We start from the raw sequence: 13,451 nt of genomic DNA on the forward strand, positions 1-13,451 counted from the left end.
TTCCCGTGGTGGAAGCGGCCTTTTCGATCTCGTACGGCCCGGCCCGCCGGAAGCACGTCGTACTGCCAGCTTGGCACTTCGGCGTACACCTCGGGAGCACAGATGCCCAACGTGGCCCTCATCGCCGGACCGCTCGTCGACCTGGCCTCCGCTGCGTCGGCTCTGGCAGACGCCCTCGGCCTGCAGGTCGTCAGCGCAGGCAATGTCTTCCGCCGGCACGTGCAGCAGAAGACTCCGTTGGGCGAAGAGGCGAACGGTCATATGCGGGCCGGACAGCTCGTCACCGATGAGCTGATGGTCAGAGCCGTCGCCGGCGCGCTAGCGGACGTCGACGGTGGCTGGGTGCTGTACGGCTTCCCTCGCAAGATCCGTCAGGCCGAGTTGCTGGCGCGGGGCGGCCATGTACCCGACACAGTGATCGAACTCGTCCTGACCGACGACCAACTCCACCTCGCGATCCAGCGCCGGGTGGAACGACGGATGGAACTCGATCCCCAGGTCGCTGTGCGACGCCGGCAACTCCTGCGCACGTACGCGAACGCGCAGGAGAACCACCAAGCACAGATCGAGCCGTTGCGCGCCTACTACCGGGCGCGTGGCCTGCTGCGGACCGTCAGCGGCTTCGGCGATTTCGAAGACGTAGCAGCCAGAATGATCCCCATCGCCTCCCAAGGCCAATGCGGCCCGTGAGATCGAGCAGGTAGGCCAGGCGACGTCCGCACGTTGTCAGGGCAACCCTGGACGGGCCGCACGCGCCACCACCTGGGCACGCGCGGCCGTTGCTCCGCCGGCGTTACGGACCCGGCCGCCCGACACGCCCGCCGTCAGTCGAACAGGCCGTCGAGCGCCTTCTGCTCAAGGTCGCGCCAGCGCTCGGCGTCCTTCAGCGCCTTGGCGATCTCCTTCTCGTCGAGATGGTGGGCGCCCTCCTCGCGGATGCACGCGACGCTGAACGGGCCGCCGACCGACGGCGAGGTCCGCTCCAGGGCCTCCAGCACCCGTACCACGCCCACCACGCCGTACTCGACGGTGCGCGTGGTCATCCGGAAGTGGGACAGCAGCGCGCCGGCCTGCTGGGCCATGGGCGCGCCGGAGCCGATGGCGTGGAAACCCACGTCCTCGTAGCGGCCGATGAGCCCGTTGGGGTTGATCTCTACGATCCACGGTCCGCCCTGGCTGAAGCCGGCCGCGAGCAGGTACGCCGACACCCCGCCGCCGCTGCCCTCGCCGGGTACGTCCGGGATGTAGTTCTCGTAGTGCTTCTTGAAGACGGGCAGGACGCGTTCCTGCAACTCGTCGCCGATGTCGGGTGCCTCGAGGATGGCGGTGGCCGAGTCCTGGAGAAGGGGGCGCAGGTCGTTGAGCACTCCCCGTGCGCCGCTGCCGCCCCAGGCGGCGCAGTCGCCCAGCGGGTGCAGCTTCTGGGCGGGGAAGCTCAGACCGCGGTCGCTCTCGGTGATCTGGGAGTCGGCGCCGATCACCACCCCGTCTTTGCAGACAACGGCGAGTACGACGGTCATATGGTCCTCCTGGGCAGGGGTGCGGGGTTGGGCGCGAGGTACCCGACGCCCCGCCTGCCTACACCCCGTCAGGTGTCGGCCCGCTCACTGCCCCGGACGGGAGGCCCTCTCAGCCCGCAGGTGGGGACTCGCGGACGGCAGCTGCTCTCCCAGGTATTGGGGCAGTGCCGCACACGTAGGTCGCCGACTCCAGGAACTCAGGAGTCAGCCGGACCCCGGTGAGGTGCTCAGCGAGGGCGAACGCCGCCTCGGTGTGGACCGTGTAGTCGGCGTCGTCGTCCTCGCTGAGGTCGAAACCGACCTGCCGCATCACCTCCACCAGGCCGTCGGGGTCGCTGCCGTCCCGGTGGGCAGGAAACAACGGCTCGAAATGCAGCCGGAGGACTCCGTCGTCGAGCCAGAAGAAGTGATCGACCGCGTTGACGTTGCGGAAGTGGGACACCAGCCGAGTGCCTCGGGAGAGCGGGACGATCACCTCGTCGAGGGTGCCGAGGTAGCCGTTGGGTTCGACGGCGAGTGCCCAGTCACCGACAGCGGTCACGCCGACGAACGCCCGTTCACCGTCGTGGTCCTCCCACGCGTCGTACGCGGGATCCAGCAGCTCGGCAGCACCTCGCACCCGGGACTCCTGCCGCGCGCCGAGTCTGTCCAGCAGCTTGCCCGGCGTCAGTCCTTCGACCAGCGTCAAACAGTAGGCCTCCAGGAGGCCCGGGAAGCGGTCAGTCAACCAGGCGTAGTCCGACGCGGTAGCGCTCACGTCCGGATCTTCGCAGGCGCCACCGACACTCCTGGTGACCGCCATCAGAGCAGGTCCGACCTGAGCCCGAGGCGCGCTTCAGTGCCCTCTCGAGCTTTCGGCGCTGCCACCGGGTGCGTTACCGTGACGGCTCGTGGAACGTCCTGGACCTCGATGCCCGGCCGCTGTCCGATGCTGTCGGCGATGCGGCGTAGTAACGCCGGCACGCTGTCCTGGCCCGGGCCCACTGGGTTGGCCTGCGAGAAGTGCTTGATGGTCCACGACCGCGGTTCGGACGGCATGGCGGCAGTCTGCCAGTGCTTCCGTCTCAGGTGACGATGGCCGCGGTGAGGAAGAACGTGACCGCGTACGTGAACCGGCCTGCCTCGACGGCCTCGTCGAACCCGTCTTCGAACGCGCGAGCTTCGGCGGGTTCGAGTACGCCGCGCTGAGCCGCTGTGGCAGCCCAGCTGCGCAGGCCCAGAACGTTGTCGGCGGCGGCCGGGTCGCGAACCAGCAGTGTGCGGGGCTCGACGGTGATGTCGGCCAGACCGAGCGTGGCGAGAATGCCGGCGTGCTGGTGGGCCAGGGTGCCGTTGCGGAGGAGGACGTCGGCCCGGAACCGCAGCACACGTCGCGCCAGATCCTGGTCGGTGATGTCGAGCACCTGCGTGTCGTAGTCGGGGTCCGCGAGGACGATGCGGCCACCCGGCCGGACGACCCTGACGAGTTCCCCGATCGCGGCGTGGGGATCGGCGAGGTGTTGCACCGTGCGGTCGGACCAGGCGCCGTCGAAGGAGTCGTCGAGAAACGGCAGCCGGTGGGCGTCGGCGACGGCGCATTGCGTCAAGCCGCGCGCCTGCATGGCGGCAGTCATGGTCACGGCGCGGTCCACCGTCACCACGCCGGCGTCGTGTTCGTCTCGGATGCGGACCGCACTCGCCCCGGTGCCCGCACCGACCTCGACGTAGCGCCGGGTGGGCGCCGGATGGAGCAGCTCGCGGACCCGATGCTGATACGCCTGGTAGAAGGGCTCGTCGGCGAGGCGGTCGAGCACGCCGACCCACGAGTCCGGGTCTGACTGCCGGTCGACGTCGGTGAATCCGTGCACGATCCGGAGCCTATTGCGCCGCCGTCGGCTGTCGCGGCAACGGCGTGGGGTGCATCGTGAGGTGGATCAGCCCGTGCTCCTGGTGCACCGTGCCGCCCGGGCTCGGCGCTATCCGGCCTCGGTGAACAGGTCGGCGTAGCGGTTCAGGTACAGCGGCCAGCCCTCGTCGTGGCCGACGCCGTCACGAACCGACTCCCAGCCCGGACCGTGCCGGTCCAGGTTGCGGTGCTCCAACTCGACCCGGGTGCGCTGCGGTGTCTCGGCGACGAACCGGACCTCGACCTCGCTGGCATTCTCCAGATCCTGTTCGAGCTGCCATGCCGGGCTGATGTCCCAGCTGAAGACGAGCCGGTCCGGCGGTTCGAAGACGAGGATCCGCGCCCAGGCGCACTCACTGCCGTCCTCGGCGCGGTCGTAGATGTGTCCACCGACCTTCGCCTCGAACACCGTCTCCGCGATCGGCGACGACAGCAGGTTGTGCTCCTTCGGCTTGAAGTCGCCGAACCGCTCCGTGAACACCGCGAAGGCGCGCTCCACCGGCGCGTCGACCACGATCTGCCGCCGCACCACCGCATCCGTTCCACTCATGATTCCTCCTCGTCAGGGCGCTCGGCGACGTCCTTGAAGCCGTCCAACGCGCGGCTCCAGTAGGTGTCGAGCTGATCTCGTAGGGCGGCCACGCCGGCGGGATTGAGCCGGTAGACACGCTTCGTGCCCGCCGTGCGGTCCGTCACGAGGCCGGCGTCCTTCAGCACCCGCAGATGCTGCGACACCGCCGGCCGGCTGACCGGCAGCACCGCGGCCAGTTCGCCGACCGCCCGCGGCTGCTCCGCCAGACACGCGATGATCGCCCGCCGCGTCGGGTCGCCCAGGGCGTCCCACCCGTCCTCGGTTCGGTAAGTCCCCACGAACGGTAAGCTACGACTTACCATTGGCGTTCGTCAAGCCTGGAAAGCAGGTCACTGTTGCCACAGGAACGCCGCCGTCGAGCACGGCCGGCAGCGGAATCCGTACCCGCAGCCACCGCCACCGAAGTTGAAGCCGGTGCGGTGATCGTGGCCTTCCTCGAGTTGGACGACGAACGACATGGGCAGAGCGCAGGCGGGACAGGCGGGCGTCTGGTCGAACTGGAGCCACGCCGGCAGTCCGCCGAGTTGCCCGAGGACGTCTCGCAGCGGTCGGCCGGACTCACTGCGCCACCGCTCGCGCGCCTCGTCGTAGCCGTCGGAGTCCTGCATCGGCACGTACGTGACGGCGGACGTCTCGGCGGCCAGGACGGTGTCACCCGAGGGCACGGCAGACGGAGCCAGCGCCCCGGAAGGGAAGACGAACGCGCGATTGCCGCCGGCTGTCGCATCCCACTCGTCGCACAGGCCCGGATCGTTCTGGCACATGAAGATCGACAAGAGCGCGGCGTCGGTCGCGTCGATGTCGTCGAGCCGGACCTGGGCCAGGAAGTGCATCGGCCCGTCGCACTCGCCGCACAATGGCCAGTCGAAGCCCGCGGGCACGAGCGGAACACCACCGGTACGCGTGCCGGGCGCGTCTGGCGCCGTGTCGCCGTTGTAGATCATCAGAATCGTCACGCGGCGCAGCATAGGGGGGCGCGGATGCGCCCGGGCCCGTCCGGAAGTCGGCCCGCAGCCGGGCGGCCGACTGGAGTCACGTCCGTTGGTAGCCTGACGCCTCCCGTACGACGGATGGAGTCTGCCCGGTGCTCAGGATGGTGCTGCGGTGGTTGGGCGCGGCGGGCGTGGTCTGCGTGGTGGCGGCGTGCGGACCCTCGACTGCCGATCCAGCGGATCGTTCGACGGGCGGAGCCGTCCCCTCCACGGCCCGGGCGAACGGCACGCCCACCACCGGGAAGCCGTCCGCGATTCCGGCGACCGGCGGCGCCGGCTACTCCGCGGCACTGTCGGCGCGGCTGGTGACCACTGACGCGCTGCCACCAGGATTCACTGTGGAGATCGCGACCGTCATGGCTCCGGACGCGGGCCGGCAGCGTCCCGGGCCCGAGATGCCCTGTACGGACATGATTCCGCTGTTGTCGGCCAACCGGCTGACCGGTACTCCGTCGGCGATGGCCGCCGCCACAGTCAGCTCTGCCGAGGGCCTCGACTACTCGTGGGTGGCGAGCGAAGTGCTCAGGACGTACGCCGACGACAGCGCCCGAGAGGCGATGGCGGACCTGCGGACGCTCATCGGCCGGTGCCCTGCCGTCGCGTCACCGAACCAGGACGGAGGCAGCTACCGTTTCGCGGTGGTACCGGGGCCGCGACTGGGCGACGAGAGCATGCGCGTCGACTCCAGCACGACCTCCGGATCGATCACCCTGGAATGGGACAGCAGCCTCGTCCGGATCGGCACCACCCTGGTGGTCGTTCACGAGCAGGGTAACGAGCCCGGCGGCGACGCTCACCTCACCCGGCTCGCCGAAGCCGCGCTGCGCAGCTACCAGACGACCGGACCCTGAACGCCCTCGGGCGTCCGGCGGCAGCTCACCTCGTCGTGCCACCGAACCATCTGGTCAGCGCATCCTCCAGCGTCGGCTGATCGTCACCCACCCAGACCACGTGGCCGTCCGGCCGCAACAACGCCGCCGGCACGTCCAGCTCGTCGCCGGTGCCGGCGACGTGCCCGACCCGGTCGGCCCAGCCGTCCACCGACAGCTTCCCGGTCCCGTCCAGCAACAACCCGCCGCCGGTACGCATCAGCTCGTACAGGCGTCCCTGCGGCAGCGGTACGTCGCGCAGCCGCCGCCCGAGTAGGGCGTGCCCCTCGCCGACGTCGTACCGGACGCCGATCGCGGTGACCTTCTCGATCAGGAAGCGGTTGACCTCGTCGAAGTCCATGAGCTGCGTCAGCACCTCCCGCACGGCCTGCGGTCCGGGCTCGTTCGTGGTCAGCAGCATCTGCGCGCGGGTGTTCGTCAGCACGTCAGCCGCGACCGGGCGCCGCTCGGTCTCGTAGGTGTCGAGCAGGCCGTCCGGCGCCCAGCCGTTCACCGTCGCCGCCAGCTTCCAGCCCAGGTTGAACGCGTCCTGGATGCCCAGGTTGAGCCCCTGCCCGCCGAGCGGCGGGTGGACGTGCGCGGCGTCGCCGGCCAGGAAGACCCGCCCGACCCGGTAGTGCTCGGCCAGGCGGGTCGCGTCGCCGAACCGGGACAGCCAGCGGGGGGAGTGCACGCCGAAGTCGGTGCCCGCGTACGCGGTAAGTTGCCGTTTGAAGTCGTCGAGTGTCGGCGGCACCGACGTGACGTCGGCAGCCGGTACGACCACCCGGAACACGCCGGGCTTCCCGGTCGGTCCGAGCCCGAACCGCTTCTCGGTGCGGCGTACCTCGGTCATGATCGCGGTGATCTCGTCCGGCGGCGCTGTCACCTCCATCTCGCCGAGCAGCGTGTCGATCGTCGACGGCTCGCCGGGGAAGCCGACGCCGAGCAGCTTGCGGACGGTGCTGCGCCCGCCGTCGCAGCCGACGGCGAACCGCGCCCGCAGCGGCGGCACGCTCGCGTCGTCGAGGTGGACCGTCACGCCGTCGTCGTCCTGCTCCAGCCCGGTGACCGCACTGCCGCGCCGGATCTCGGCGCCGGCCTCGGCGGCGTGGTCGGCGAGCAGCCGGTCGGTGAGCGTCTGCGGGATGCCGAGGACGTACGGGTGGGCGGTGTCCAGGTCGGCGGGCGCGGGTTTGTCGATGCCGGCGAAGAAGCCCCGGATCGGGTGTTTGCCGCCGTGTTCCAGGAACCGCTCCAGCAGCCCGCGCTGGTCCATCACCTCGATGCTGCGGACGTGCAGCCCGAGCGAGCGCACGTACGGCGGCGGCTCGGCGTCGCGCTCCAGCACGAGCACGCCGACGCCCTGAAGGCGCAGCTCGCTCGCCAGCATCATGCCGGTCGGCCCACCGCCGACCACGATCACGTCGAACACACCGATCCCCCGTGCCGAGTGTCAGGCGACCGTCCCCTCGGGCGGCACGAACCGACCATAGCCCTCGGGCCGGAACGCCCGGGCCCCGAAGGGCAGGCAGACGGCAGATTCGTTCAGGCCGCCCGGCGCCCGCCGCGCCCGGCGAGCTTCGACAGCAGGACGAGGGCGCCACCGCCGATGACGAGACCGACGACGGCGAAGGCGAGCGTCTGCAGCAGCCAGTGGGTCCCGCTCAGCAGCGACGTGGCCAGCCACACGCAGAGCAGGCCGGCCGGCGCCGAGAGGGCCAGGGCCACGACGACGGCGGTCGTCCACTGCCCGGTCGTGGCCTCCGGATAGGTGTTCCACAAACGCTGTTTCGAACCCGGGATCCGATCCATGATGGATCGACTACCCGGGCCGACGTGCCGGCAACCCGGTCAGCCGCGGCGGAACGTGCGGCGGTAGGTGTCCGGCGGTACGCCGACGGTGCGCTGGAAGTGGCGGCGCAATGTCGTCGCCGTACCCATGCCTGATGCCTCCGCGACGGCGTCGATGCTGTCGTCGGTGTTCTCCAGCAGTTCCTGCGCCCGCCGGATGCGCTGCGTGGCCAGCCACTGCGACGGCGTGGCGCCGGTCGCGGCGGTGAAGTGCCGGACCAGGTTGCGGGTGCTCATGGCCGCCTGGCGGGCCAGGTCGGCGACTGTGAGCGGGCGGTCCAGCCGCGCCATCGCCCACGGCAGCAGCGCGGCGAGCGGGTGGTCCTCGCGGGCCGGGACGGGTGTGGTGACGTACTGGGCCTGGCCGCCCGCGCGGTGCGGCGGCACCACCAGGCGGCGGGCGACGGCGTTGGCGACAGTCGAGCCGTGGTCGCGGCGGATCAGGTGCAGGCACAGGTCGATCGCGGCGGCCTTGCCGGCGGAGGCGAGCACGTCGCCGTTGTCCACGTAGAGCACGTCCGGGTCGACCTGCACGCGCGGGTAGCGGGCGGCGAGCGCCTCGGTGTGCGCCCAGTGGGTGGTGGCGCGCAGCCCGTCGAGGACGCCGGCGGCGGCGAGCACGAACGCTCCGGTGCAGAACGAGACCATCCGGGCGCCCGCCCCGTGCGCGGCGCGGACCGCGTCGACCAGGTCGGACGGCGGCTCGGCGTCGGTGTCCTCGATCGCCGGGACGATCACCGTGTGGGCGCGGGCGAGGTGGTCCAGCCCGTGGTCGGGGGTGACCGCGAACCGGCCGACGCCGACCGGGCCGGGACCGCAGACCACCAGGTCGTACCAGGGGTCGGCCAGGCCGGTCGGGTCGCGCACGAAGATCTCGCAGGCCGCCGCCAGCTCGAAGTGCAGCATCCCGTCGGTGGCGGCGAGCGCGATCAGGGTCATGTCCGAAACTGTACGGGCATTGGCGTTTGCGCCACTGTCCCGGCTCTCGGATCCCGGCGAGGATCATTTCAGTCGATCTTCGAGGGGGAAATGTCATGCAGGTGGCGGTGTTCGGGGCGTACGGGCACACCGGACGGTTCGTGATGGCGGAGCTGCGGGAGCGGGGGTACGAGCCGCTGCCGGTGGGGCGTGACGCCGGGAAGCTGGCGGCGGCGTTTCCGGGGACGGAGCAGCGGGTGGCGTCGGTCGACGACCCGGCCACGCTGGACCGGGCGCTGGCCGGGGTGGCGGCGGTGGTCAACTGCGCCGGGCCGTTCGCCTCGACCGCCGGGCCGCTGATCGAGGCCGCGTTGCGGGCCGGGATCCCCTACGTCGACGTGGCGGCCGAGATCGAGGCGAACCGGGACACGTTCGCCGACTACGCCGAGCGTGCCGAGGCCGTCGGAGTCGCTGTGGTGCCCGCGATGGCGTTCTTCGGCGGGCTCGGGGACCTGCTGGTCACCGCCGCGACGGGGGACTGGGCGGCGGCCGACGAGGCGCACGTCGCGTACGGGCTGAGCAGCTGGCACCCGACGGCCGGGACGGTCGCCTCCGGCGTCGTCTCGCGCGTGCGCCGCGACGGCCGGCGGATCCGCTTCACCGGCGGGCGCCTGGTGTACGCCGACGGCGACCTGCCCCGGCGGGACTGGGAGTTCCCGGCGCCGCTGGGGGTGCGGCCGGTGCTCGGGGAGTTCAGCATGGCCGACGTGGTGACGGTGCCGAGCCACCTGGACATCCCGGAGGTGTGCACCTACATGACCGTGAACGCGGCGGGGGACCTGGCCGCCGGGGACGCTCCGGCCGCTGTGGACGAGCGCGGCCGGTCGGCACAGACGTTCACCGTCGACGTGGTGGTGCGGGCGGGTGACGTCCGCCGGCGGGTGGTGGCCCACGGGCAGGACATCTACGCGGTCAGCGCGCCCCTGGCGGTCGAGGCGGTCCACCGGATCCTGACGGGGCGGACGCGGGCGACCGGTGTCGCCTCGGCCGGGCGGATCTTCGACGCGCCGGACTTCCTGCGCGCGCTGTCGGCGCACCTCACCGTCGAGAGTCTGCCGACTGCCTGACGCGCTTCCGTATCCACGTCTGCCGATTGACAATGTTTGGATTCCAAACTTACTCTCGCGCTGGGCGGGTGCGCGCCCCGCCTTCCCCGTCCACGCGCCCCACCCACCACGAAGGAACCACCATGTTCCGCTCTCCCCGTACCGCCCGATTGCGGGTCGGCCTGGTCGCCGCGGCCGCCGCCACCCTCGTGACCGGCACCGCCGTGATGGCGACGAACGCCCAGGCGGCGGCCGGCTGCCGCGTCACCTACACGACCGCCAGCCAGTGGCCCGGCGGTTTCACCGCGAACGTCGGCGTGACGAACCTCGGTGATCCGATAGACGGCTGGACCCTGCGCTGGACGTTCCCGTCCGGCCAGCGGGTCACCCAGGCGTGGAGCGCCGACGTCACCTCCTCCGGCGCCGACGTCACCGCCACGAACGTCGGCTACAACGGCGCCATCGCCACGAACGGCAGCGTCTCGTTCGGCTTCAACGGCTCCTGGACCGGCACCAACACGGCGCCCACCGCGTTCTCGCTGAACGGGGTCGCCTGCACCGGCGGTGTCGTCGGGACCACCGCGCCGGCCACCACGCCCCCGGTGACCACGCCGCCGCCCACGACTCCGCCGCCGGCCGGCAACGCCATGGCCGCCGTCGCCGCCATGCAGCCCGGCTGGAACCTCGGCAACTCCTTCGACGCGGTCGGCGCGGACGAGACCGCGTGGGGCAACCCGCGTGTCACCGAGGCGCTGCTCGACAACGTCCGGGCGCAGGGCTTCAACAGCATCCGCATCCCGGTGACCTGGAGCAACCACCACGGCGCCGCGCCGAACTACACGATCGACGCGGCCTGGCTCAGCCGGGTACGCGAGGTGGTCGGCTGGGCGCTCGCCGACGGCTTCTACGTGGTGCTCAACATCCACCACGACTCGTGGCAGTGGATCAACACGATGCCCACCGACCGCACAGGCGTGCTGAACCGCTACAACGCGCTCTGGACGCAGATCGCCGCCGCGTTCAAGGACTCCTCGCCGAAGCTGACCTTCGAGAGCGTCAACGAGCCGCAGTTCACCGGCAGCTCCGGCGACGCGCAGAACGCCACGCTGCTCAACGAGCTGAACACCTCGTTCCACCGCATCGTCCGCCAGTCCGGCGGGAACAACGCCACCCGGCTGCTGGTCCTGCCGACCCTGCACACCTCCGCCGAGCAGGCCCGGGTGGACGAGCTGGTCAGCACGTTCAACACGCTGAACGACCCGAACCTGATCGCCACCGTGCACTTCTACGGGTACTGGCCGTTCAGCGTGAACGTCGCCGGGGGCACCCGGTTCGACGCCACGGTCCAGCAGGACCTGACCGACCAGTTCGACCGCGTCTACAACGCCTTCGTCACCCGCAACATCCCGGTGATCATCGGTGAGTACGGGCTGCTCGGCTTCGACCGGCACACCGGCACCATCGAGCAGGGCGAGAAGCTGAAGTTCTTCGAGTTCCTCGGCCACTACGCACGCAGCCGCAAACTGACCACCCAGCTCTGGGACAACGGCCAGCACTTCGACCGGACGTCCTTCGTCTGGAAGGACCCGGAGCTGTTCGCGCAGATCAAGTCGAGCTGGACCACCCGCTCCGGCACCGCGTCCAGCGACCAGGTGTACGTGCCGCGTACCGGCTCGATCACCGCCAAGAGCCTGACGCTCAACCTGAACGGCACCACGTTCCAGGGGTTGCGGCAGGGCACCACCGACCTGGTCAACGGCACCGACTACACGGTCTCCGGCAGCACCCTGACGCTCACCGCGTCGGCGCTCACCCGGCTGGTCGGCTCCCGCGCGTACGGGGTGAACGCCAACCTGACGGCTCGCTTCTCCGCCGGTGTGCCGTGGCGGATCAGCATCATCACGTACGACCCGCCGGTGCTGTCGAACGCCACCGGCACCACCGCCGCGTTCACACTGCCGGCGCAGTTCCGCGGCGACCAACTCGCCACGATGGAGGCGAAGTACGCCGACGGCAGCAACGCCGGACCGCACAACTGGACCTCGTACAAGGAGTTCGACGTGACGTTCGCGCCGAACTACACCGGCAACACGATCGCGCTGAAGCCGGAGTTCTTCGCCGAGGTGAACGACGGCCAGCGAGTCACGCTGACGTTCCACTTCTGGAGCGGCACGAAGCTGACCTACTACGTGACGAAGTCCGGCAGCACCGTCACCGGCACGGTGAGCTGACCGCGACGGCACGGCTCGCGGCGGTGGGCGTCGACATCGCCGCGAGCCGCGCCCGGCACCGGTTTCCGCCGGACCGATTACTTCCGGAGCCGGCGCCGGTCGACACAGGCATGAAGACGCTCACTCTCCAGACTCCAGAGGTCGACCTGGTCTACGACGTCCACGCCCCCACGGCGGCCGAGGCCGGGCACCGTCCCCTGTTCATGATCGGTCAGCCCATGTGCGCCGACGGCTTCACCACGCTCGCGTCGTACTTCCCGGACCGCACCGTCGTCACGTACGACCCGCGCGGGCTCGGGCGCAGCGTCCGCAAGGACGGCCGCGGCGACGACGTGCCCGAGGTCCAGGCCCGGGACGTACGCGACATCATCGAGGCCCTCGGCGCGGGACCGGTGGACATGTTCGCCAGCAGCGGCGGCGCGGTCACGGCGCTCGCCCTGGTGGCCGCGTACCCGGACGCGCTGGCCACGCTCGTGGCGCACGAGCCACCGCTGATCCAGGTGCTGCCCGACGCCGAGGCCGCCCGCCGAGCCACGGCCGCCTGCCAGGAGGCGTACCGGAAGAGCGGTTGGGGCGCGGGCATGGCGGCGTTCGTGGCCATGACGTCGTGGCGGGGCGAGTTCACCGACGAGTACTTCGCCCAGCCGCTGCCCGACCCGGCCGCGTTCGGCATGCCGACCGAGGACGACGGCAGCCGGGACGACCCGCTGCTCTCCGACCGTGCGGCGGCGGTCACCCGTTTCCGGCCGGACGTGGACGCGCTGCGCGCGGCGCGTACCCGGGTCGTCGTCGCGGTGGGCGAGGAATCGGCGGACACCCTCACCGGACGCACGTCGGTGGCCACGGCCGAGCTGCTCGGCGGGAAGGCCGCGGTCTTCCCCAGCCACCACGGCGGGTTCCTCGGCGAGGGGATGGGCTACGCCGGGCAGCCGGAGGCGTTCGCGCGCCGGCTGCGGGAGATCCTCGACGCCTGATCGGGTTCAGGCCCGGCGCACCTCGGTGAGCATCGCGGGGTAGGGCCCGGCCGGTGTGCCGGGCCCGGCCTGGTCCACGGGAACGACGTTCTCCATCCTCAGCCGCAGGAGGGCCGGGTCGGCGGTGTCGAGGACGATCCGCCACTCCCAGCCGCCGCCGTACCCGGCGGTCAGCTCGACCACCGCCGCTCCGCCCGTCGCGCCGCTGAGCGTCATCGGTGCCGGCTGCTGGTGCCACGAGTCGCCCCACCAGGCGACGAGCGAGCCCGGCCGGTCACCGGCGGCGATCACCAGCAGGCCGTCCTGCGGGCCGTCGTCGGGGTGGCTCCACGAGTACGACACGGTGGTCAGGTGCCCGCCGGCCGCGGTGGCGACGGTGAGCACGGCCGGCGACTCGGCGAGCGGATCGGCGGGCATCAGCCGGAACCCGTTGGTGCCCGTCCAGGACCCGGTGGCGTCGGTGAGAGGCATCGCCCCAGGATAGGAACCACCCCCGACACTGCTTCTCCA

15 protein-coding genes are annotated in these 13,451 nt (G+C 71.1%); 5 read left to right on the plus strand and 10 right to left on the minus strand.

The features are described 5' to 3' along the window. Positions 1-102 precede the first annotated feature (102 nt). Positions 103-690 carry an adenylate kinase family protein gene (locus O7611_RS01715; protein WP_194798699.1) on the plus strand — a complete coding sequence of 196 codons (588 nt, stop codon included), beginning with the start codon at positions 103-105 and terminating at the stop codon, positions 688-690. 134 nt (positions 691-824) lie between these two features. Here the strand turns inward: O7611_RS01715 and O7611_RS01720 are convergent, their stop codons facing one another. The 6 genes from O7611_RS01720 to O7611_RS01745 all read right to left on the minus strand — a co-directional run bounded on the left by O7611_RS01720 (position 825) and on the right by O7611_RS01745 (position 4,953). After that, the gene (locus O7611_RS01720; protein ID WP_194798698.1) at positions 825-1,520 is read right to left on the minus strand and encodes a proteasome protein; all 696 of its coding nucleotides are present in this window, start codon (positions 1,518-1,520) and stop codon (positions 825-827) included. A 109-nt stretch (positions 1,521-1,629) separates the two neighbouring features. After that, a complete protein-coding gene (locus tag O7611_RS01725) occupies positions 1,630-2,277 on the minus strand; it encodes a DUF6461 domain-containing protein (protein WP_269696086.1) in 648 nt (215 codons plus the stop codon). Between the two features lie 307 nt (positions 2,278-2,584). After that, on the minus strand, positions 2,585-3,313 hold the full coding sequence (locus O7611_RS01730; protein WP_269696087.1) for a methyltransferase domain-containing protein: 729 nt from the start codon (positions 3,311-3,313) through the stop codon (positions 2,585-2,587). Positions 3,314-3,475: 162 nt separating this feature from the next. Beyond that, complete coding sequence (locus O7611_RS01735; protein ID WP_194798695.1) at positions 3,476-3,955, minus strand: SRPBCC family protein; 480 nt, start codon at positions 3,953-3,955, stop codon at positions 3,476-3,478. After that, positions 3,952-4,299: an ArsR/SmtB family transcription factor gene (locus O7611_RS01740; protein ID WP_013473924.1), complete on the minus strand. Its 348-nt coding sequence runs from the start codon at positions 4,297-4,299 to the stop codon at positions 3,952-3,954. The genes O7611_RS01735 and O7611_RS01740 overlap by 4 nt, the downstream gene beginning before the upstream one ends. Positions 4,300-4,326: 27 nt before the next feature. Next, positions 4,327-4,953 (minus strand): DUF1963 domain-containing protein, encoded by a 627-nt coding sequence (locus O7611_RS01745; protein WP_269696088.1) that lies wholly within the window; start codon positions 4,951-4,953, stop codon positions 4,327-4,329. Positions 4,954-5,090: 137 nt separating this feature from the next. On the opposite strand from O7611_RS01745, the gene O7611_RS01750 reads away from it, so the two are divergent. Continuing rightward, on the plus strand, positions 5,091-5,840 hold the full coding sequence (locus O7611_RS01750) for a hypothetical protein (RefSeq protein ID WP_269696089.1): 750 nt from the start codon (positions 5,091-5,093) through the stop codon (positions 5,838-5,840). A gap of 25 nt (positions 5,841-5,865) precedes the next feature. On the opposite strand, the gene rox is transcribed toward O7611_RS01750, so the two are convergent. From rox to O7611_RS01765, 3 genes are all read right to left on the minus strand, one after another. Next, positions 5,866-7,293, minus strand: a complete 1,428-nt coding sequence (rox, locus tag O7611_RS01755) for a rifampin monooxygenase (RefSeq protein WP_194798692.1) — start codon at positions 7,291-7,293, stop codon at positions 5,866-5,868. A gap of 113 nt (positions 7,294-7,406) precedes the next feature. Further along, positions 7,407-7,673: a hypothetical protein gene (locus tag O7611_RS01760; protein ID WP_269696090.1), complete on the minus strand. Its 267-nt coding sequence runs from the start codon at positions 7,671-7,673 to the stop codon at positions 7,407-7,409. Positions 7,674-7,712: 39 nt separating this feature from the next. Further along, a complete protein-coding gene (locus O7611_RS01765) occupies positions 7,713-8,651 on the minus strand; it encodes a helix-turn-helix domain-containing protein (RefSeq protein WP_194798690.1) in 939 nt (312 codons plus the stop codon). Positions 8,652-8,746: 95 nt separating this feature from the next. On the opposite strand from O7611_RS01765, the gene O7611_RS01770 reads away from it, so the two are divergent. The 3 genes from O7611_RS01770 to O7611_RS01780 all read left to right on the plus strand — a co-directional run bounded on the left by O7611_RS01770 (position 8,747) and on the right by O7611_RS01780 (position 12,941). Further along, a complete protein-coding gene (locus O7611_RS01770) occupies positions 8,747-9,757 on the plus strand; it encodes a saccharopine dehydrogenase family protein (protein WP_269696091.1) in 1,011 nt (336 codons plus the stop codon). A 122-nt stretch (positions 9,758-9,879) separates the two neighbouring features. Next, positions 9,880-11,967 carry a cellulase family glycosylhydrolase gene (locus O7611_RS01775; RefSeq protein WP_194798688.1) on the plus strand — a complete coding sequence of 696 codons (2,088 nt, stop codon included), beginning with the start codon at positions 9,880-9,882 and terminating at the stop codon, positions 11,965-11,967. Positions 11,968-12,077: 110 nt separating this feature from the next. Continuing rightward, a complete protein-coding gene (locus O7611_RS01780) occupies positions 12,078-12,941 on the plus strand; it encodes an alpha/beta fold hydrolase (protein ID WP_194798687.1) in 864 nt (287 codons plus the stop codon). Between the two features lie 6 nt (positions 12,942-12,947). On the opposite strand, the gene O7611_RS01785 is transcribed toward O7611_RS01780, so the two are convergent. Further along, positions 12,948-13,412 carry a hypothetical protein gene (locus O7611_RS01785; protein WP_269696092.1) on the minus strand — a complete coding sequence of 155 codons (465 nt, stop codon included), beginning with the start codon at positions 13,410-13,412 and terminating at the stop codon, positions 12,948-12,950. Between the last annotated feature and the right edge of the window lie 39 nt (positions 13,413-13,451).

It is taken from the genome of Micromonospora sp. WMMC273 (assembly GCF_027460285.1).
GTDB classification, from domain to species: domain Bacteria; phylum Actinomycetota; class Actinomycetes; order Mycobacteriales; family Micromonosporaceae; genus Micromonospora; species Micromonospora aurantiaca.